At 45.1% G+C, this 20,458-nt stretch carries 18 protein-coding genes; 9 read left to right on the forward strand and 9 right to left on the reverse strand.

All coding sequences use genetic code 11. From position 1 onward, the window contains the following. Positions 1–35 precede the first annotated feature (35 nt). The 3 genes from M3I01_RS14865 (at position 36) to M3I01_RS14875 (ending at position 5,306) form a co-directional block, all read left to right on the forward strand. Positions 36–1,148: an efflux RND transporter periplasmic adaptor subunit gene (locus M3I01_RS14865; RefSeq protein WP_255896658.1), complete on the forward strand. Its 1,113-nt coding sequence runs from the start codon at positions 36–38 to the stop codon at positions 1,146–1,148. Beyond that, complete coding sequence (locus tag M3I01_RS14870; protein WP_275565161.1) at positions 1,148–4,237, forward strand: efflux RND transporter permease subunit; 3,090 nt, start codon at positions 1,148–1,150, stop codon at positions 4,235–4,237. Before M3I01_RS14865 ends, M3I01_RS14870 begins: the two co-directional genes overlap by 1 nt. Before the next feature lie 85 nt (positions 4,238–4,322). Then, the gene (locus M3I01_RS14875; protein ID WP_255896659.1) at positions 4,323–5,306 is read left to right on the forward strand and encodes a LysR family transcriptional regulator; all 984 of its coding nucleotides are present in this window, start codon (positions 4,323–4,325) and stop codon (positions 5,304–5,306) included. A gap of 79 nt (positions 5,307–5,385) precedes the next feature. Here the strand turns inward: M3I01_RS14875 and M3I01_RS14880 are convergent, their stop codons facing one another. Next, positions 5,386–5,607, reverse strand: a complete 222-nt coding sequence (locus tag M3I01_RS14880; protein ID WP_176336257.1) for a DUF1653 domain-containing protein — start codon at positions 5,605–5,607, stop codon at positions 5,386–5,388. A 157-nt stretch (positions 5,608–5,764) separates the two neighbouring features. Between M3I01_RS14880 and M3I01_RS14885 the strand changes: the two genes are divergently transcribed. The 4 genes from M3I01_RS14885 (at position 5,765) to astB (ending at position 10,892) form a co-directional block, all read left to right on the forward strand. Then, positions 5,765–6,778 carry an arginine N-succinyltransferase gene (locus M3I01_RS14885; protein WP_255896660.1) on the forward strand — a complete coding sequence of 338 codons (1,014 nt, stop codon included), beginning with the start codon at positions 5,765–5,767 and terminating at the stop codon, positions 6,776–6,778. A 108-nt stretch (positions 6,779–6,886) separates the two neighbouring features. Continuing rightward, positions 6,887–7,930, forward strand: coding sequence for an arginine N-succinyltransferase (astA, locus tag M3I01_RS14890; protein WP_255896662.1), 1,044 nt, complete (start codon positions 6,887–6,889; stop codon positions 7,928–7,930). Between the two features lie 92 nt (positions 7,931–8,022). Then, the gene (gene astD / locus M3I01_RS14895; RefSeq protein ID WP_275565169.1) at positions 8,023–9,495 is read left to right on the forward strand and encodes a succinylglutamate-semialdehyde dehydrogenase; all 1,473 of its coding nucleotides are present in this window, start codon (positions 8,023–8,025) and stop codon (positions 9,493–9,495) included. A 50-nt stretch (positions 9,496–9,545) separates the two neighbouring features. Beyond that, positions 9,546–10,892: an N-succinylarginine dihydrolase gene (gene astB / locus M3I01_RS14900; RefSeq protein WP_255896663.1), complete on the forward strand. Its 1,347-nt coding sequence runs from the start codon at positions 9,546–9,548 to the stop codon at positions 10,890–10,892. A gap of 54 nt (positions 10,893–10,946) precedes the next feature. Here the strand turns inward: astB and M3I01_RS14905 are convergent, their stop codons facing one another. From M3I01_RS14905 to cbiB, 6 genes are all read right to left on the reverse strand, one after another. Further along, positions 10,947–11,279, reverse strand: coding sequence for a DUF1904 family protein (locus M3I01_RS14905; protein WP_255896664.1), 333 nt, complete (start codon positions 11,277–11,279; stop codon positions 10,947–10,949). A gap of 53 nt (positions 11,280–11,332) precedes the next feature. Then, a complete protein-coding gene (locus tag M3I01_RS14910; RefSeq protein WP_255896665.1) occupies positions 11,333–11,740 on the reverse strand; it encodes a DUF2914 domain-containing protein in 408 nt (135 codons plus the stop codon). 192 nt (positions 11,741–11,932) lie between these two features. Continuing rightward, complete coding sequence (gene gpt, locus M3I01_RS14915; RefSeq protein ID WP_112141174.1) at positions 11,933–12,430, reverse strand: xanthine phosphoribosyltransferase; 498 nt, start codon at positions 12,428–12,430, stop codon at positions 11,933–11,935. Positions 12,431–12,524: 94 nt separating this feature from the next. Continuing rightward, complete coding sequence (gene cobU, locus M3I01_RS14920; protein WP_255896666.1) at positions 12,525–13,046, reverse strand: bifunctional adenosylcobinamide kinase/adenosylcobinamide-phosphate guanylyltransferase; 522 nt, start codon at positions 13,044–13,046, stop codon at positions 12,525–12,527. Then, positions 13,043–14,143 carry an aminotransferase class I/II-fold pyridoxal phosphate-dependent enzyme gene (locus M3I01_RS14925; RefSeq protein WP_255896669.1) on the reverse strand — a complete coding sequence of 367 codons (1,101 nt, stop codon included), beginning with the start codon at positions 14,141–14,143 and terminating at the stop codon, positions 13,043–13,045. Before M3I01_RS14925 ends, cobU begins: the two co-directional genes overlap by 4 nt. Then, positions 14,128–15,138, reverse strand: coding sequence for an adenosylcobinamide-phosphate synthase CbiB (gene cbiB, locus M3I01_RS14930; protein ID WP_255896670.1), 1,011 nt, complete (start codon positions 15,136–15,138; stop codon positions 14,128–14,130). Before cbiB ends, M3I01_RS14925 begins: the two co-directional genes overlap by 16 nt. Before the next feature lie 86 nt (positions 15,139–15,224). Between cbiB and M3I01_RS14935 the strand changes: the two genes are divergently transcribed. Then, entirely contained in the window at positions 15,225–16,718 is a 1,494-nt protein-coding gene (locus M3I01_RS14935) for a cobyric acid synthase (protein ID WP_255896671.1), read from the forward strand. A 112-nt stretch (positions 16,719–16,830) separates the two neighbouring features. Here the strand turns inward: M3I01_RS14935 and galE are convergent, their stop codons facing one another. Both galE and M3I01_RS14945 read right to left on the reverse strand, forming a co-directional pair. Then, positions 16,831–17,853 carry a UDP-glucose 4-epimerase GalE gene (gene galE / locus M3I01_RS14940; RefSeq protein ID WP_255896674.1) on the reverse strand — a complete coding sequence of 341 codons (1,023 nt, stop codon included), beginning with the start codon at positions 17,851–17,853 and terminating at the stop codon, positions 16,831–16,833. Between the two features lie 48 nt (positions 17,854–17,901). Continuing rightward, a complete protein-coding gene (locus M3I01_RS14945) occupies positions 17,902–19,272 on the reverse strand; it encodes an MATE family efflux transporter (RefSeq protein WP_255896676.1) in 1,371 nt (456 codons plus the stop codon). 242 nt (positions 19,273–19,514) lie between these two features. Between M3I01_RS14945 and M3I01_RS14950 the strand changes: the two genes are divergently transcribed. Continuing rightward, positions 19,515–20,432 (forward strand): lysine exporter LysO family protein, encoded by a 918-nt coding sequence (locus M3I01_RS14950; protein ID WP_255896677.1) that lies wholly within the window; start codon positions 19,515–19,517, stop codon positions 20,430–20,432. Positions 20,433–20,458: the final 26 nt, after the last annotated feature.

Here is a 20,458-nt window from a genome sequence, read left to right on the forward strand (position 1 = left end):
ATCTAATTATTTTCAAAATACTTACGGAGTAATAAATGAACCGCGTAAAGCGTATAAATATGATAGCTGGGGCCACCCTCGCCGCTACATTATTCCTAACGGGTTGCTCATCAGATGAAAATGAAGTCTCTGTAGAGAAAGAAATCATCCGACCAGTCAAACTCATTACCATCGGCTCAACAGATGCTATTAACATTCGTCGATTTCCTGCAGAACTAAAAGCCAGCAAAGAAGCCGATTTAGCGTTTCGTGTTGGCGGCCAATTAATGAATATTCACGTGGTTGCGGGACAGCGAGTGACAAAAGGAGAATTACTCGCCGCGCTTGACCCTACAGACTTCTCCCTGCAAGTAGAGCTTGCTGAAGCCAATCAACGTCTTGCGGAAGTGCAATTCAACCGTATTCAGACAATGTTAAAGCAAAACGCGACAACAAAATCCCAATACGATTCAACAAAAGCGACATTGGATCAGGCAAACAATGCCCTGCAATCTGCAAAAAACCAGCTTAAATACACTAAGGTTTATGCTCCGTTTAGTGGCGTCATTTCGTCCGTTGTAACAGAGAATTTCCAATATGTCAGCGCCACTCAGGCTCTAATGCATATTCAGGACATCGACAACCTTGATATTGAATTCCAAGTCCCTGAAAGCCTTGTCGTCAGCATAAAAAATACTCAAACAGACTACATGCCTAAAGTGGTTGTGGATGTTGCACCAGATGAAGAGCTGTATGCAGCTTACAAAGAACACAACACAACACCAAATGAAACGACAATGGCTTATGAAGTCACACTGCATTTGATTCGAAAAGAAGACAAAACTCATACGCTATTGCCAGGCATGACAGCCAATATCGACATCAACCTCAATTCACTTTTGGGTGTACAAAAGCACGTTGTTATTCCTGTTGAAGCGGTACTTCGCCATGAAGATACCAGCACAGGAAAATCAAACAGTACGGTTTGGGTGTTCAACAGTAATACCAAGAAAGTAGAAGCTCGTTCAGTACAACTGGGAACCTTGCAAGGGAATCTAATTGAAATAAAATCGGGGCTAAATACCGGTGATCAGATCGTTGCGGCCGGTGTAAACAGCTTAACAGACGACATGCAAGTTCGCCCTTGGACACGTGAGCGAGGCTTATAATGGATATTGCTGCTTACTTTATAAATCGAAAAGTCACCAGCTGGATGCTCACACTGATCTTATTGATCGGTGGTACGATTGCATTTACCAATCTTGGTCAGTTAGAAGACCCTGAATTTACCATCAAAGATTCTCTTATTATCACCTACTACCCGGGCGCTTCGCCAGAGCAAGTAGAGGAAGAAGTAACCTACCCTATTGAACGTGAACTGCAAAACTTACCTTACGTTGATAAAATCACGTCAACGTCAAAAGCAGGTTATTCGAAAGTTCAACTAACCATTAAAGACACTTATCGTGCCAAAGAACTAAAACAGATCTGGGATGAGGTTCGTAAGAAAATTCGCGATATTTCTGGAGCTTTCCCCTCTGGCGTTGGCTCACCGATCGTGTTGGATGATTTCGGTGATGTATACGGCGTCATGCTCGCTATCCACGGTGAAGGCTATCCTTACAAAGATTTAGAAAACTATGTCGACTACGTAAAACGTGAATTGGTTCTAGTAGAAGGTGTGGCGAAAGTCACGGTGGCTGGCGAGCAAGATGAGCAAGTAACCATCGAGATTTCACGGGCAAAATTGGCCAACATGGGCATTGCGCCAAGCCAATTAGAAGTGCTATTGAAAAACCAAAACAGCGTGTCAAACGCGGGACGCGTTAAAGTCGGAAGCGAATACATACGCATTAGTCCGACAGGGGAATTCAAAGATATTTCAGAACTTGAAAACTTAATTGTCGGAACGCCTATCGACGGTAACCTCATCCGCTTAAAAGATGTTGCGACCATTAAACGAGAATACGTTGAGCCTAAAACCCATTTGGTCGACTTCAACGGTGCCAAATCTCTTTTGCTTGGTGTTTCTTTCTTATCAGGCGTTAACGTCGTAAAAATTGGCGAGACATTAGAGCAAAAAATTGCAGAACTAGAATACCAGCAACCGATTGGGCTGAGCATGGAGCCAATCTATTTCCAATCAAAAGAAGTTGACCGCTCCGTGTCTGATTTCTTGCTAAACCTAGCCGCGGCTGTTGGCATCGTTATCCTTGTGCTGTTGGTTTTCATGGGCATTCGCTCAGGCATCTTGATTGGTATCGTTCTTTTATTGACCATTCTGGGTACTTTCATCGTAATGGACTATTTTAAGATCAACCTACAACGTATCTCGTTAGGTGGTTTGATTATTTCCTTAGGGATGTTAGTTGATAATGCCATCGTAGTGACCGAAGGGGTTCTCATTGGCCTACAAAGGGGCATGACAAAAGTCCAGGCCGCGAGCGCTGTGGTAAAGCAAACTAAATGGCCTTTATTAGGCGCTACTGTTATTGCAGTGACGGCTTTTGCGCCAATTGGCTTATCTCCAGATGCCGTTGGTGAGTTTGTTGGCTCACTCTTTTATGTGTTGCTGATTTCGCTGTTATTAAGCTGGTTCACCGCCATTACTCTCACGCCTTTCTTTTGTGATCTGTTTTTCAAAGAGAGCATCGCAAAAGCCAAGAATGAAGAAGGCGAATCAGAAGAGCCGACTGATCCGTATAAAGGCTTCATTTTCACAGGTTATAAATGGCTATTAGATAAAGCCATGCGCTTTAGATGGATCACCGTTATTTTGCTGGTTGGTTGCTTATTTGTATCCGGTTGGGCGTTCCAATTTGTGAAACAAGCTTTTTTTCCACCTTCGACAACGCCAATGTTCTATATGGACATTCAGATGCCAGAAGGTACGCACATTGAAGACACTTACGAAAAAGTCCGTGTTATTGAAAAAGAGCTATTGAAAGACGATCGCATTGAATACGTCACTTCGACGACAGGTCAAGGCGCCTTGCGCTTCATGTTGACCTACAATGCTCAGCAGGCGAACTCTAGCTATGCCCAATTTATTGTTCGTACGAAAGAAAAAGAAGCGATTCCAGGGTTATTAAAAGACCTGTATTACACAATGCAGGAAGACTACCCTGAGTTAGAAGTGAAACTGCAACGCCTACAGTTAGGGCCCGACAGTGGCGCAAAACTTGAAACGCGCATAAGCGGTCCTGATCCTAAACTTTTGCGTCAATTTAGCGCGAAAATTCAAGACATTTATCGTAATGATGGTGGCCTAGAAAATATTAAAGACGATTGGCGTCAACCCGTTAAAGTACTTCGTCCTATCTTTAATGATGCTCAGGCCCGACGTTTAGGCATCAGCAAAACCGAACTGGATGACGTTCTACTGACTAACTTTACTGGCTCACAAATCGGCTTGTATCGTGAAGGCACAGATCTTCTTCCTATTATTCGTATCGCGCCAGAAAATGAACGCGTTTCCATTGACCAAATCCGTGATTTGCAGATTTATAGTCCAGCGTCGGGTTCTTACGTCACACTCTCCACGTTGGTTTCTGGCTTTGAAACCGTATGGGAAGATCCGATCATTGAGCGCCGAGATCGTAAACGCACGATCACTGTCATGGCTGATCCCAACATTTTAGGTGATGAAACCGCCATGGCAATATATGGTCGTACTAAAGCGGATATTGAAGCCATCAAATTACCGCCGGGTTACACCCTAGAATGGGGTGGTGAATACGAAAGCAGCACCGATGCACAAGCAAACATATTCAAGGCATTGCCTTTGGGTTATTTGTTTATGTTCATCATTACTATTTTGTTGTTCAACTCGATTCGTGTACCACTCACAATTTGGTTTTGTGTCCCACTGGCCTTAATTGGCGTGTCCACTGGATTGCTCGTAATGAACTCCGCATTCAGCTTTATGGCACTACTCGGATTTTTGAGTCTGTCGGGGATGACGGTGAAAAACGGCATTGTACTGGCAGATCAAATTAACTATGAATTCGATCAAGGAACCGAAAAGTACGAGGCTATTTTCAATTCCGCAGTAAGTCGTGTTCGTCCCGTTTGTATGGCCGCTATTACCACCATACTCGGTATGATTCCATTGCTTTACGATGCGTTCTTTGAAGGTATGGCCGTTGTTATTTCTTTCGGTCTGGGTTTTGCCACAATATTAACCCTCATAGCGGTACCCGTTTTTTACACACTATTATTCCGTGTTAAATACCGCTCATACCGCGATTTTGATTAACTTCTAATCGCGCAATGAAGGAGAGTCTTGTCGTCCTAGTACGTCAAGACTCTTTCTTTTTACCCTTTACTCTATCGAGAAGATTATGCATCTAGACGACATCTTAAAATTGGATATTAAGTTACTCGTCGCCTTCGTTACCATCATGGAAGAAGGCAGTGTGTCACGCGCTGCAGAAAGGTTAGGCGTCACTCAGCCGGCGCTGAGCAAAAGTTTACAACGACTCAGAGAGTTATTTAAAGACTCATTGTTTACTCGCCAAGCATATGGGTTAACGCCGACCGCTAAGGCCTCTGAATTACAAGACCAAATACAACCTATTTTAAATTCACTATCGGAATTAATGAGCCCCAATTCGCTAGACATCAAAAATTTAGACAGGCGCTTTAAATTACGAGCAGATGAGGGCGATTTAGAAAACTTCATTGAGCCACTGTTAGCATCATTACAATACCAAGCACCAGGGATTCGCTTATCTATTAATTCATGGGGAGATTCTCAACTGGATGAGCTCGTTTCTGGCAACGTTGACCTTGGAATTATGCGGATTAGCAACACTCCTGGTAATATTCGTAGCAAGCTAATAGGGTATATGGAAGCTTGTATTATCTTGAGCGAAGCGCACCCGTTGTTTCACCAAGATGAGATATCGGTGACAGACCTTCTTGCGCATAATGTAGTCACCCATCACCTACGCAGCAGCCATCGCAACAGCTCTTTTTCAAAGACAGAACAAAAGCTCAAAAAACAAGGTCATATATTAGAACCCAACCTAGAAACAGACAGCTTGATGGTAGCGATGCAAGCGGTAAAGCGCGGCATGGCACTGGTCACGTCACGTTCAATTGGCGATTTATTTCTAAACGTTATGTGTGAAAAGGCCAATTTCTATCCAGTCAAATTATTACCGATCCCCAAAGAAGTATTGGAGCTTGACGAATATAATGGCCGACACCCTATTCATATTTTTTGGCACGAACGCTTCAACAATGACCTTGCTCATCGCTGGCTTAGAGAGCAAATTATTTTCTTTATGCGCGAATCACCTTGGATGCACTTACCTGATTAAATAAACGCCTGATTAAGCAACCGCCTGACCAAATAAACATCAGATTCAATGGCAGCCAAACCAACAAGCAATGTATCAATCATCCCGCGTCGCGCTCGGCTCTCACCCAGTCAAAGCGCGAAATGCTTTCCCCGTCGATTTCAACCGACTCTTTAAACATGGTTAGCGGTCTAGCCCACCAGCCAAAATCGCCATATAAAGCCTGATAAATAACCAAACTCTCTTCTGTTTCACTGTGTTTTACCACACGTTCAACCCAATATTCAGCGCCTTTATAATGCTGATATACGCCAGACTTCATCTTTCATCCTTCTATACTTTTAAAAAATCGACCAAAAATAGCCAATATCCGGAAAAACTTGTCGCCAATAAGAAAGTTACTCTCTTACGAACTTTGTCGTTCTCAGTAATAATACTTAACACATTATCGCTTATAACGAATTTTTCAGGGATTTAATATGTATCTAGTACGTCCAGTAGATTTTGCAGATCTTCCCGCGCTGGAACGCCTTGCTCAACAGGTCGGTATTGGTATTACAAATTTCCCCGCGAACAGAGAGCGCTTAAACGACAAAATTGCCTCATCGCGCCGTTCTTTTCAAACGGATGTTGTACAGCCAGGGGATGAATCCTACTTGTTTGTGCTGGTCGACACCAGCAACGATAAAATAGTCGGTTGTTGTGGCATCGATGCCATGGTCGGTGCTGATGCCCCTTTTTATAGCTACCGTATTGATGAAGTGGTTCACGCTTCCCCTCAACTGCAAATTCACAATCGTATTCCAGCCTTGTATTTATGCCATGACTACAGCGGCACAAGCCGTCTTATTGCTTTGGTCGTCGACAAAGCACACCAAAATCCGCTTGCCATGTCGTTGTTGTCAAAAGCTCGATTGCTGTTTATCGCTCGTTACCCTGAACGTTTTACTAAACGTCTCTTTGCTGAGCTTCGCGGTGAAAGTGACAAACAAGGCTACTCTGCTTTTTGGGATGCGCTAGGAAAACATTTTTTTTCCATGGACTTCCAAAAAGCCGACTACCTTTCAGCAGTAAGTAATAAACATTTTATCGCAGATTTAATGCCTCGTTACCCTATTTATGTGCCTACTTTGCCAGAAGCCGCACAAGACGTTATTGGTGTGATCCATGAAGACTCCAGCCAAAGCGCAGATATTCTATTAGATGAGGGGTTTGAGTTTCGAGGTTATGTGGATATTTTCGATGCAGGACCAACCATTGAAGCCAGAACAGAAAGCCTTAACACCATCACTCAGCAAAAAACAGGCAAGGCCCTTGCACTAACTGATACATCAAAAGGTGCCATGCACCTTATATCGGCGGGTCATTTAGACAGTTTTCGAGTCACAGCAGCACCAGCAGAGCCACAAGTTGCCGGTTTAGCCTTAGAAAAAGTAACACAAGAACAACTCGCTATTTCAGCAGGCCACCGCATTCAGTGGGTCGCTCTGTAAACAACAACTTACTAGAGACTTTTGCACTTTGCCATATGCGCATCAAAGGCAAAGCAAAGGTCTTAGCACCGTAAAAACGGTTTAATTAAACACGAGAGGAATACCATCATGATGGTCATACGCCCAATTTGTCAAAATGACCTAAAGTCACTTTATCGACTTGCTGAAAAAACGGGGGTGGGTTTCACCTCTCTTGTGCCAGACGAAGACATTCTACAAAAGAAAATCGATGGTGCGGTTCGTTCTTTTGCTAAAGATAATGTCACCAAACCGAGCAATGAAGACTACCTGATGGTGCTAGAAGACAGCACAACAGGCGACATTGTGGGTACATGCGGTGTATTAGCGACCGTTGGTTTAGATGAACCATTTTACAGTTACCACTTAGGTACCATTACTCATGCTTCAAGAGAGCTTGGTGTCCATAACGCCGTACCAACGCTTATTTTGAATAATGACTTCACGGGTTGCAGTGAAATTTGCACGTTATTTTTAGAAGAGGACTTCCGCCATTCTAAAAATGGTCAGCTATTGTCTAAGGCACGCTTTATGTTCATGGCGCAATTTCCAGAGCGCTTTACTGAAAAGGTCTTTGCTGAAATGCGCGGTGTGAGTGATGAAAACGGCGTGTCACCTTTATGGGAAAGCCTTGGACGTCACTTCTTTTCCATCGACTTTAAAGAAGCGGATGAATTAACAGCTCAAGGCAACAAACAATTCATCGCTGAATTGATGCCAAACAACCCTGTTTACGTGAACTTGCTGCCAAAAGAAGCCAGAGACGTTTTGGGACAGGTTCATCAAAATACGGTTCCAGCGCGTCGTCTACTAGAGCAAGAAGGCTTTCGCTACGAGAATTACGTCGACATTTTTGATGGTGGGCCCAGCCTAGAAGCGCGTGTTCAGGATATTCGCGCCGTTCGTGATAGCCGCCTATGCCTTGCTAATATTGGCCAACCCAAAGGAATCGGAGAAGGAAGCTATTACCTCGTTTCCAACGCAAAAGTAACGGACTTTCGTTGCATCTTGGTTCAACGATCAATACCACCTGGCAGCGCCATGACTTTGACTCAAGAAGAAGCAGACAGCCTGTGTATCATCACTAAAGAACCGGTACGAGTCGTCGAATTATCACCTTATTCAAGGGGCTAATTATATCGCCCTTTGCGTGAATGGACTCCCTATTTTAGGGACATCAATCAACAACCACTTACGCAACATTAAAAGGAGTCATTATGAACACCATGAAACAAGCACATTACATAAACGGCCAATGGCTAGCAGGCGAAGGCCAATTATTCCGCTCTATTGATCCAGCGGACGCCAGCGTAGTATGGCAAGCAAACACGGCGGCGACGAGCCAAGTTGATCTTGCCATCAAGGCTGCCCGCAGCGCATTCCCAACTTGGGCCAATCGTCCGTTAGAAGAGCGTTTGACCATTATCGATGCCTTTGCCGCCCTAGTAAAAGAACACAGCGAAACCATCGCGACCGCCATCAGCCGAGAAACAGGCAAGCCAATTTGGGAAACTCGTACGGAAGCGGCCGCAATGGTCGGTAAAGTGGCTATCTCAAAACAGGCTTATCACGAAAGAACCGGTGAAAAAACCACACCGATGCCAGGCGCTACTGCACGTTTACGCCACCGTCCACATGGCGTTGTGGCCGTTTTTGGTCCTTACAACTTCCCCGGTCATCTACCGAATGGTCACATAGTACCGGCGCTGATTGCTGGTAATACGGTTGTGTTTAAGCCCAGCGAACAAGCCCCTGCCACCTCCGATTTGATCCTTCAACTATGGGAACAAGCGGGCTTGCCGGCTGGCGTGTTAAACATGGTACAGGGCGAACGAGAAACTGGCGTTGCCTTAGCAAATCATAACGGTATTGATGGTCTTTTCTTCACAGGAAGCCCACAAGTCGGACACATTCTACATAAAGACTTTGCAGGGCATCCAGGCAAAATTTTGGCCTTGGAAATGGGCGGCAACAACCCTCTTTTAGTGTCTGAAAAAATCGCTGATCAACGCGCCGCCGTGCATGAAATCATTCAATCAGCCTTTATTTCAGCAGGTCAACGCTGTACCTGTGCGCGCCGTTTATTACTGCCTAAAGGCCAGCTTGGCGATACCATTTTGCAATCTCTAGTAACCGCCACTAAAGCATTGAAAATTGATCGTTTCGATGCCAGCGAACAACCTTTCATGGGGCCTGTTGTTTCTGCTCAAGCCGCAGATGGTTTGATGCAAGCTTATCAAAAACTGGTTGCATTAGGCGCTACGCCTGTCTTAGAAATGACCCGCGGTGACAGCAAAACCGGTTACGTTACACCAGGTATTATCGACGCGACCGACATGCTAGAGAACTTACCCGATCAAGAATACTTTGGCCCTTTATTGACGGTTATTCGCTACGACTCTTTGGATCAAGCCATGAGTATCGCGAACAACACGCAATTTGGCCTCTCTGCGGGTTTATTGTCCGATGATAAAACCGAATACGAGTGGTTCTTGCAACACAGTCGTGCTGGCATTATCAACTGGAACCGTCAAACCACTGGTGCGTCAAGCAACGCTCCCTTTGGTGGAACAGGCGCCAGCGGCAACCACAGAGCAAGCGCTTACTACGCTGCTGATTACTGTGCTTACCCGGTTTCTAGCATCGAAGCAGACAGCTTAACCATGCCAGAAAAACTGGGGCACGGTCTAACGTTATAGTGTAAAACAAAGACCTTAGCACTTAGATAATCAACACGATTGAGGTAATTATGAACACAGCGACAGAAGCCAATTTTGATGGCTTAGTGGGCCCAACCCACAATTACAGCGGCCTTTCTTTTGGTAATGTCGCTTCTTTAAACAACTCAGCACGATCATCAAACCCAAAAGCCGCAGCTAAACAAGGCTTAACCAAGATGAAAGCCTTGGCGGACATGGGCTTTGTTCAAGGCGTACTAGCGCCTCATGAACGCCCACATATTCCGACGTTGCGCCGTCTTGGTTTTTCTGGCAGCGATGCCAACGTATTAGAACAAGCCGCGAAGCAAGCTCCTAAGCTTTTGGCTGCGGTGAGTTCCGCCTCTTGCATGTGGACAGCCAACGCTGCCACCGTATCACCAAGTGGCGACACGGTTGACGGCCGAGTTCACTTCACTCCGGCTAACTTAGTTAATAAGTTTCACCGTTCGATCGAACACGAAACCACAGGGACCATTTTACAGGCCACGTTTAAAGATGATAAACACTTCGCTCATCACGCCGCATTACCAAGTGTTGATCATTTTGGTGACGAAGGCGCCGCGAACCATACGCGTTTTTGCCACGGTTATGGCGAACAAGGCATTGAGTTTTTTGTTTATGGAATGGAAGCTTTCAACAACAGTGGCCTTCGCCCAGCAAAATTTCCTGCTCGTCATACCTTAGAAGCATCACAAGCCGTTGCTCGCCGTCATGGATTATCGCCGGATCAAGTGGTTTACGCTCAGCAGAATCCAGCGGTTATTGACGCGGGAGTTTTCCATAACGACGTTATCGCCGTGGGCAATCGCAATGCGCATTTCTATCATCAAGAAGCGTTTCTAGACACCGCTCAAATGAAACAAGATTTGCTAACAGCGTGGGGAGACAGAGCCTCTCAGTTTCACCTGATTGAAGTGCCAAGCGCTTCGGTATCGGTACAAGATTGCATTCAGTCTTATCTGTTTAACAGCCAGCTATTGAGCCGTGGCGACAATGACATGGTATTGATCGTACCGGGAGAATGTGAAAATAACCCTGCAGTTTGGGCATATCTAAACAGTTTAGTTGCAGGCAACTCACCGATCAATGAAGTGAAAGTGTTTGACCTAAAACAAAGCATGAGTAATGGTGGTGGACCAGCTTGCCTTCGACTTAGAGTGGCCTTAACCGACGCTGAGCGCAACGCGATTAACCCCTCCACACTGATGAATGACGCGTTATTTGGACAATTAAATGATTGGGTAGACAAGCATTACCGTGATGAACTGCATGAAGCGGATCTTGCTGACCCTAAACTGTTAATAGAAAGCCGACATGCGCTAGATGAACTGACCCAAATAATGAATCTCGGAAGTGTTTACGAATTTCAAAAGTAACATTAACAACCCCCTCCCAACCAAAGGGAGATTGGGAGGGGGTTGTTCTAATAGCTAAAAATGCTCGCCGTTTTCGTAATAATCTTTGCCTTGTAGGTCGTGGAACAACACGGTTATGTCTTGTCCACTGTCAACCAAGGGTCTAATCAACTCCTCGATGATCAAAGCCACTTTTCGTTTTACTTCATCGCCTCGATCAAACCACAGCACATCAAAAAAGGGATACGCAGGAGAAGCGCCACCAACGGCAAGGTAGGTCGTTGGCTGATACTCAAGCGTAAAATGCGAATTAGGCGTATCCGTCATTTCTGCCAAATTCTCAATCAATATATCAGCAACAGACTCTAGTTCGTCAAATGCTAAGCCGCGTACACGTATATGAGGCATAACTGTCCTTATCTATAACGTTCAATTAATCACGTTCAATCGCGAATGAATGGTTAATATTCATCCACATAATCAAATGAATGTGTCTCAACGATGTTTCCATCAAGCACAATGTCCACGCTCCACTTACCATCAAACCCAGGCATCAAACGCTTGCTTGACCAAACACGCCAGCGATCACCACCAATATCAAAAGCAACATCCGCCTGTTCTTCTCCGTCCAATTTCCAACGGTGAATCACTTGGCTGTCAGACATTCCTCGTAAATCTGTGAAAAAATAGACGCGTTGGATCTCACCATACTCTACTTTTACAACGGGGCCGATATCATCAATCGGCTCTCGATCAATAACATCGGTTGAAAACTGAGCTCGGGCAACGGTGCCTTCAGCCCAAACGGGTAATATCGTTAAAAACGATAAAAATCCAGCGAGCACAACTCGTGTTAGCGTCTGCCACATAGTAAAATCCTATTATGTTTTTCGTTGAGGACCATAAGAACACGGTTTTTCACACTGTATTTTTTATGATAAATCTAAGGATAAAGTTAGCTTAAAATGATGTAAAAAAAACGAGAGTTTTGTGTAATTTTGCAATCTCTCTCGTTTTTTAACTGTAAATACATGACAGGAAATAGACACGAGGGGTAATACTTATTTTTCCTGACGATCCGCTAACGGCGTCGAAAACGTGTATTCCATATCCCAAGGGAAACGAATCCAAGTATCTTGGCTCACTTCAGTGATAAAAGTATCAACCAATGGTTTACCGGCAGGCTTGGCATAAATCGTTGCAAAATGCGCTTTTGGCAACATTTCGCGTACTTTCGCCGCTGTTCGTCCCGTGTCTACAAGGTCATCAACTAGGATAAAACCTTCGCCGTCCCCTTCCACACCTTTCAAAACGCTCAATTCGCCCTGTTTCATCGCTGCGTCGCCTTGTTCGTCAGCGCCATAGCTGACAATACAAATTGTATCAATCAAACGTATGTCCATTTCCCGACACAAAATAGCCGCTGGCACCAAACCACCGCGAGTAATCGCGATAATGCCTTTCCAAGGACCTTGTTCAAGCAATCGCCAAGACAAAGCACGCGCATTTCTATGCAACTCTTCCCATGATACTGGAAAATCTTTTGAATAAGGGATCATCAAGGCTCCTACGCTTTATTAAGCTATCGGTTATCGTGTTTCAATATCTATAATGATAGAAACCACTCATTATTACCAAAAATATTGAATTACACTAGAAGGGAGGGGATTTTAACGGCATAGGCAGTCCCGCCGCAACAAAAGTTACCCGATCGGACAATTTAGCCAATGCTTGGTTCATCGCACCCGCCTCATCGCCAAAGCGCCTAGCTAGCGCATTCATCGGCATAATCCCCAAACCCACTTCGCTGGAGACCAAGACCAAGTCCCCTTGAAACTGCTCGACGGCATCCAATAATACGGCTTTTTCCTGCTGTAATCGAGTCTCATCTTCTAAGCACAATAAGTTCGTCAACCACAGAGTAAAGCATTCTACAATCACCGCTTGGTCCGCTGAGTTCATTCTATTTAGCACGCCTGCAAGCGCCAATGGCTCTTCTATTAATTGCCACTCTTGAGGGCGATTCTCTTTATGCAAACGCACTCGGTCGGCCATTTCGTCATCCCACACTTGAGAGGTCGCAACATAACAAACTGGTTTACCGGAAGCGGCCACTTGCTCTTGAGCAAAGGCACTTTTTCCACTGCGTACGCCACCAAGCACTAAATGTTTCATGCTAACTCTCGTCCTCCTGCGCTTTTTAATAGTCGAATCAATGCTTTATCCAAACCGTCAATTTCGCTCATCGCAGGCAATGCCACACGAATCCAGCCATCACCCAAGCGAGTATGAATGCCAACTTGATGTAGCATTTCAAAAACTTGTACGGCGTATTCATGACTTTCGAGCGTCCAAGTAATAAACAATGGATGTATCACACTGTCTTGGGAATCAAAAATAGTATTAAATTTTGGCATGACACGTTCAATAAACACGGCTTGTCGGGCGTTTAAAGATTGTAATGCTTGTACTTGCCACACCACATCGGTAAACGCCAAACTCACTAAGTGCAAGCTCGGTGTCGCGACAGGCCAAGGTCCTAAAAGGTTTTTAAAAGCGCTTTGCCATTTCTTCGCACAAAACACAAAACCCACTCGAGCTCCGGCGAGACCAAAAAACTTTCCGACTGACCGAAGGACAAATAGAGACTCAGGCCAATGGAATTGCGATACATCAGCCAACAGACTTCGCTCAGGGCAAGGATCAATAAAGGCCTCGTCAACCACCAAACTCGCGCCCTGCTTTTCAGCGTGATCAATCAACGTCGATAACGTAGACGCTGGCGTCCATTCTCCCGTTGGGTTGTTTGGCTGAATGACTACGGCGACCGCAAAACTCTGCTCAAGCAACTCTTCCAGCACGTCATAATAAACAAGTTCATAACCCCATTTCTTCCAAGCAAACGCGTGTTCTTGGTAACCTACACGAGGCACAAAAACGCGCAGATCGCTTAACGGTTTGGACTCACGAAGAAGAATCGGTAAAGATTCAATAATATGCTGAGAGCCTGCACCAATCGCAATAGGCCGACAACCGTAATAGCCTTCGGCAACGTCCAGTAAAGCCACTTGATCGGGTAAATCCATCCATAAAGACGAATCTATCTGAGGAATAGGCCAAGGCTCACGATTACACGCCGAAGACAAATCCAACCAGCTTAGTGCTTTATCGCCTACTTTTCGTTGCCAGCCAGCCAAATCACCGCCGTGTTTTGGTGGTGTTAGATCTAATGCAGAAACCACTTGTTGAGAAGACATTAAATCAATAGACATATGACCAATCCCCATAAAACCACGCTTTTATCCACCAGCAATATCGCCTTTTTCAAATGATGAGGCATTGGCATATCTCCCTCTTCTTCACCAAGAATGGGTCTGGTTTCCATTTTTCCAAAATACGGCGCTTCGCCGCCTAATTTAACCCCTAATGCTCCAGCACCGGCGGCCATCACAGGACCTGCATTCGGGCTTTTCCAGCGAGCAGAAGGACGACGTGAACTGCGAATGGCTGCATGCCAATTTCCACAAATTGCATACGTGTAAACCACCAATCGCGCGGGCAGATAATTTAACACATCATCAAAGCGCGCCGCGAACCAACCAAAATACAATAAAGACGCCGTTTTATAACCCCACATGGCATCTAGGGTATTGGCCAAACGATACAAGAGCACGCCCGGCGCGCCCAGTATTAAGAAACAAAAAATCGGGGCGAAGATCGCATCGCTGCCATTTTCCAATACGGACTCAATGCCTGCTTTCGCCACGGCAGATTCGTCTAAATTTTGCGTATCACGGCTGACGATATAACTCACCGCAAGGCGCGCTTCATCCAACTTTTCAGTGCTGTCCTCAAAGTTAGACAGCGATGCGGATAAAGGCGTGTAAATAGCCAAAGCATGCTCACGTAGACTTTGCCAACCGATGGCAAAATACAGCACCAACACCGACAACACGTTATCCAGCCAATCTGGCGACAAGTAAAGCAGCGCGATCAGAATCAATAACCAAGGCAACACGACAATCAGCCAAGCCAGCACACCTACCATTCGCTGTCGCAACGGGCTCGCGTCTAAAGCTAATTGACTGTAGTGACGACAAAGGTCGACCCAACGTCCAAACCAAATAAGCGGATGCCAGCTTTTTGGCTCGCCTAATAGTCGATCCAGCGCCAAGGCAGCAAGCAGAATCACACTGGTGGTGGAGAACACCCCAAAGAGATCACCAAAGAAACCATCAAAAATACTGTCTAAATTAGAAAGGGTCATAAATATAGGTCGTTTTTTCACTTAACAAGACAAGAAGGTAAGGTAGAATTCTATCACCTAATTGATTTAAAGCGTGATGAACCTGAATGCCAGCCTTTAGTTTAATGATCCAAGGCACCACCTCGGATGCCGGAAAAAGTACTCTCGTCACCGCCTTATGCCGTTTATTCGTCCGTCGCGGCATTAACGTCGCCCCGTTTAAGCCACAAAACATGGCACTGAACAGCGCTGTCACGCAAGATGGCAACGAGATTGGCCGAGCTCAAGCCGTCCAAGCTTACGCGGCAGGGCTTGAACCGCACGTGGACATGAACCCGATTTTACTCAAACCCAACACAGACACCGGCGCGCAAGTCATCATTCAAGGCAAAGCCATCGGCAACATGAACGCAGTGGGTTATCACGAATACAAAAGCATCGCCAAAGTCGCCGCGTTAGATTCGTATTATAAACTCGCTAATCAATATCAAGCCGTTCTAGTAGAAGGCGCTGGCAGCCCAGCTGAAATAAATTTACGCGCTCGCGACATCGCCAATATGGGTTTTGCCGAAAGCATTGATTGCCCCGTTATTATCATCGCCGACATCGACAAAGGTGGCGTTTTTGCACATCTCGTCGGCACGCTGGATTTACTCAGTCAAAGCGAACAAGACCGCGTCATCGGCTTTGTCATTAATCGCTTTCGAGGTGATATCAGTTTGCTGCAATCTGGCCTGGATTGGCTAGAAGAAAGAACGAGGAAGCCAGTGTTGGGCGTTTTACCCTACCTAAAAGGCTTTCATTTAGAGTCAGAAGACGCCGTCGCAAAAAGCCCTCAAAAGAACAGCGCAGACACTCAGCTCAATGTGGTCATTCCTATTATGCCTCGCACTAGCAATCACACAGATTGGGACGCACTTCGCTTGCATCCAAACGTACAGGTCACACTGGTTGGCGCCAACGAGCCTATTCCACCCGCCGACTTAGTGATTTTTCCTGGCAGCAAAAGCGTACAAAGTGATCTCGCTTTTTTACGTCAAGAAGGTTGGGAAGACTATTTGAGTAAACACCTACGATACGGCGGTAAGGTCATCGGGATTTGCGGCGGCTTTCAAATGCTCGGCGAGCAATTACTGGACCAGTTAGGATTGGAAAACCAACACGCTAACACCCAATCTCAAGGTTTCGGTTTTATTCCAATGGAAACGGTATTGGAAAAAGACAAACAACTAAAACAACGACAAGGCACGCTGTCTTTTGGTGAACAAATAGCCAAAGTAACGGGCTACGAAATCCACTCGGGGGTGTCGAGGTTTTCATCTACAGTAAACCACTTCGCCACACTCGAAAAGGATGAAAAAGAAGGTTTTATCTCCGAAGATAACCATATTATCGGCACCTATCTGCACGGAATTTTTGACCACCCGGAAGCACTGAAAACATTATTAAACTGGGCAGGCGTCAAACAAGGACAAGACTTCGATTACGACCAACACCGAAACAGTGAAATCGACCGACTCGCCGACAGCACAGAACAACACATGAACATCGATGCCTTGATTGAACAATGTAAGGTATTTTCTCAAATAAAAAACACTTAGTGATTAAACGTCGCGCTACAACACAACCCACACAATGCGAAAACATCGTTTTTGTAGGTTAGTCCTCAGGCTGGCAAGATCTTAATCTAATGATAATAACAACCGACACGGATTATGAATGGTATCCGTTGGGATTTTTACTTTGCCAATTCCACGCATCACGACACATGGTTTCTAGCGAAAACTGCACTTTCCAACCTAACTCATTAGCGGCTTTTTGTGGATTTGCATAAGACTCTGCGATGTCACCTGAGCGTCTTGGCATAATCTCGTAAGGAATAACACGGTTAGAAGCTTTCTCAAATGTCTGAATAACATCGAGCACACTTGACCCTTGCCCTGTTCCTAAGTTGTAAGCATCAATGCTTTTCACGGTTTGGCTTGCGAGTTTTTCAAGCGCCTTAATATGACCCAATGCCAAATCCACTACATGAATGTAATCTCTGACACCTGTACCATCTGCCGTTGGGTAATCGCCACCAAACACACTTAAAAATTTTCGCTGACCTACTGCAACTTGAGTAATAAATGACATCAAATTAGTGGAAATCGCATTAGCGTCTTCACCGATCAAGCCACTTGGATGAGCGCCCACCGGATTAAAATAGCGTAGTAAAGCAATACTCCATCGTGGATCAGAAACAAAGGCATCTTGTAAAAACTGCTCTATCATCACCTTAGTACGCCCATAAGGGCTGGTTGAGCTTAAGGGAAAGTGCTCTTGATATGGTGCCGAGTTATCATCACCATAAACAGCCGCAGACGAGCTAAAAACTAAATCGAACACACCATGGTTTGCCATAACGTCCAATAAAATCAAAGTGCCTGTCAAATTATTATGGTAATACGACAAAGGAATATGAGTAGACTCACCAACGGCTTTCAACCCAGCAAAATGAATAACGGCATCTATCTGATATTTAGTGAAGACGGTATTTAAGGCGACACGATCAAGTAAATCTACCTCATAAAAAGTAGCACTTTTATCGGTGATACTCACAATTCGATTTAATACTTCTGAATGGGAATTACACAGGTTATCAACAATAACAACATCGTAGCTTTGGTTTAATAACTCAACACAAGTATGACTGCCAATAAAGCCTGTTCCACCAGTAACCAAAATAGTCTTCATGCTGTTCTCTGTAAAATAATTACTCTTATTTAACATAACCTCTCAGCGCTATGCTACTTCCCTTGGTGAGGCAATTCGTTTGCCTTCGAATCGACGCAATACCACTTGAAAGCGTAAAACCAATATCACGGACAACAAAGTCAAACCCGCGCCTAAGCCGATGTAGAAACCGCGCAATGATAAGGTTTCAGACCATGGGCTGTAATGAGATAGCCAAAAGCCAAGCGGGATACTCAATCCAAACAAAGACACGCCAAATGCGATCATGGAAGATCGAGTGTCGCGGAACCCTCGCAATGCTCCCGTAAAGACTGTCTGCAGCATATCAGGCAATTGATAACAGGATGAGATAAGTAAGATACTCGCTGCCAAAGCGACAACTTGCTCATTACTACTGTAAATATACGGAATCTGGTTATGAAACAGCTGCGTAATAATAAAACACACACTCACGTAAGAAAGTCCTATTAAGATAATCACCCGAATACGCTTCCTAACACCTTCAACACCTTCTTTTGACATGGCTTTCGCCACCACAATCGCGGTCACGGCGCTCATTGCCATCATAGGGGTAAATAAGAAAGAGGTGTAAGACATAACAATCTGGCCACCGCCTAGCGCCAAATCTCCAAAAGAAGAGATCAGCCACGTCATAGACGAGAACAAGCCCACTTCAAAAGCAAAAGCAAAGCCAGCAGGCGCTCCGACGTTAAGTAGAATCGAGAATTTCCGAGTGTAGCGCCACACCAAACGAGTAAACAGTGGCGTTTTATTAATAAAGCGATCGTAAACAAAAAACAGTGATACGGCTAAATACAAAGACAATGACGATGCCAGCGCCGCGCCTTCCGCCCCCATTTCTGGAAAACCAAACTTGCCAAATATAAGCACATAGTTAAATAAAACATTCAACGCTAATCCGGTGCTCGCCACAAATAATGGAAATCCAGGGCGTCCAGCGGCTTCAAATAAGTTTTTATACGCGGTCATTAACGCCAACATAGGCAAAGCAGGCGCGAAAATATATAAATAACTGACGGACACGAGACGGGTTTCTTCTTCTGTCGCCATGAAGCGTGCGAAGTGAGGCAGTACAAACACCACGATCAAACTCGCAAACAGTCCAAGCACCACGGATAAACCAATGGCTTGTGACATGTATAAATTCACCAGCTTAGGTTGTCGACCGTGTAAATGGCGTGTGACCAAAGGTGTAATACCGAACGTTACGCCAATAAGAAAACAACCAACCGGTAGCCATAAACTAGACGCCAAACCCACGGCAGCCAAATGCAGCGCACTGTAATGACCCAGCATAATGGTATCCACCACGCTAATGGATAGCTCCAGCGTCATGGTCAATACCATAGGAAATAATAAATGAAGAATTTCTTTTAACACCGTAAAACGCTTAACCACACATCACCGCCGACTATCCATAGAAAACATCCAAAAACAACCGAGTAATTTAACACTGATTATCAAACATTGCACCGTTGGTCAGGTTTATTTCGCATTTCCATCCCGTAGCCCGAATAAGGCGAGGAACGAGGCGTAATCCGGTGTTTACCTCGAACAAAACACACGACTTGTATTTACATGCCAATACCGAGAAAATGTCGCACAACAATTGATTCACAGTATAGGACGACCATTCATATATGACTATTCTCTCGACGCTCGGCCCGTTATTAATCGCTTTATTATTTGGTTACTGGGTCAATATCAAGGTATTTACCCCCTCTCGTGTAGCAAAAGGACTCGAACAACTGGTTTATGTCATCCTAGGGCTAATAGGATTCAGCCTTGGTGCTTTAGATAATCTTGCCGAGAAACTCTTAATTGCAGGTTATCAAGCCATCGTGCTTTTTATTTTGGTCAGCGTATTTAGTTTAGCCGGATTGTATTTTAGTGGCTTACGATTTGGAGGTACCCATTCAGATCAATTAGCCCAAGCACCCGCTAGCAGTAAACAACACGCGCTAATGGATGCAGTAAAAACCATCGCTTGGGTTATTGGCGGTGTGATCGTCGGCATTTTTGCTAAAGACTGGCTAACGGGTGTAGATGACATAGTCACAGGCTTGCTTTACGTTTTACTCTTTTTGATTGGCTGCCAACTTCGCCAAGGTAACCATCGCCTACGCAAACTCTTTTTAAACTCACAGGGCGTCATTATTGCTTTTGTTACTATTTTCACTACGCTGTTAGCGGGCTGGATTGGAAGTTTTGTATTAGACCTCAGTTGGAACCAAGGCCTTGCCGTCGTCGCAGGCTTCGGTTGGTACAGTTTATCCGGCATTCTTATCACCGGCTTAGGCGACCCAGTACTAGGCACCACGGCGTTTTTACTGGACCTTGGACGAGAAATCCTCGCCCTGATGTTGATACCTTTCCTCGCCAAGCTCAACAGCCACATGTCGGTTGGCTATTCTGGCGCAACGGCGATGGACTTCACCTTACCTATACTTGGTAAATTTCATGGGGCGCAAATCATTCCCGTCTGTATCGCCAGTGGTTTTATTATGAGCATCCTCGTGCCTATACTTATTCCCTTGTTTATGGGTATAAGTCACTAAGAATTAGTAGCGTTTATAAAACACTC

This window comes from Marinomonas maritima, from assembly GCF_024435075.2.
Taxonomy (GTDB): Bacteria; Pseudomonadota; Gammaproteobacteria; order Pseudomonadales; family Marinomonadaceae; genus Marinomonas; species Marinomonas maritima.

Bases quoted from the DNA above. Each gene is read 5' to 3' on its own strand.
- M3I01_RS14865 (WP_255896658.1), top strand. From the start codon at position 36: ATGAACCGCGTAAAGCGTATAAATATGATAGCTGGGGCCACCCTCGCC.
- M3I01_RS14870 (WP_275565161.1), top strand. From the start codon at position 1,148: ATGGATATTGCTGCTTACTTTATAAATCGAAAAGTCACCAGCTGGATG.
- M3I01_RS14875 (WP_255896659.1), top strand. From the start codon at position 4,323: ATGCATCTAGACGACATCTTAAAATTGGATATTAAGTTACTCGTCGCC.
- M3I01_RS14880 (WP_176336257.1), bottom strand. From the start codon at position 5,607: ATGAAGTCTGGCGTATATCAGCATTATAAAGGCGCTGAATATTGGGTT.
- M3I01_RS14885 (WP_255896660.1), top strand. From the start codon at position 5,765: ATGTATCTAGTACGTCCAGTAGATTTTGCAGATCTTCCCGCGCTGGAA.
- astA (WP_255896662.1), top strand. From the start codon at position 6,887: ATGATGGTCATACGCCCAATTTGTCAAAATGACCTAAAGTCACTTTAT.
- astD (WP_275565169.1), top strand. From the start codon at position 8,023: ATGAAACAAGCACATTACATAAACGGCCAATGGCTAGCAGGCGAAGGC.
- astB (WP_255896663.1), top strand. From the start codon at position 9,546: ATGAACACAGCGACAGAAGCCAATTTTGATGGCTTAGTGGGCCCAACC.
- M3I01_RS14905 (WP_255896664.1), bottom strand. From the start codon at position 11,279: ATGCCTCATATACGTGTACGCGGCTTAGCATTTGACGAACTAGAGTCT.
- M3I01_RS14910 (WP_255896665.1), bottom strand. From the start codon at position 11,740: ATGTGGCAGACGCTAACACGAGTTGTGCTCGCTGGATTTTTATCGTTT.
- gpt (WP_112141174.1), bottom strand. From the start codon at position 12,430: ATGATCCCTTATTCAAAAGATTTTCCAGTATCATGGGAAGAGTTGCAT.
- cobU (WP_255896666.1), bottom strand. From the start codon at position 13,046: ATGAAACATTTAGTGCTTGGTGGCGTACGCAGTGGAAAAAGTGCCTTT.
- M3I01_RS14925 (WP_255896669.1), bottom strand. From the start codon at position 14,143: ATGTCTATTGATTTAATGTCTTCTCAACAAGTGGTTTCTGCATTAGAT.
- cbiB (WP_255896670.1), bottom strand. From the start codon at position 15,138: ATGACCCTTTCTAATTTAGACAGTATTTTTGATGGTTTCTTTGGTGAT.
- M3I01_RS14935 (WP_255896671.1), top strand. From the start codon at position 15,225: ATGCCAGCCTTTAGTTTAATGATCCAAGGCACCACCTCGGATGCCGGA.
- galE (WP_255896674.1), bottom strand. From the start codon at position 17,853: ATGAAGACTATTTTGGTTACTGGTGGAACAGGCTTTATTGGCAGTCAT.
- M3I01_RS14950 (WP_255896677.1), top strand. From the start codon at position 19,515: ATGACTATTCTCTCGACGCTCGGCCCGTTATTAATCGCTTTATTATTT.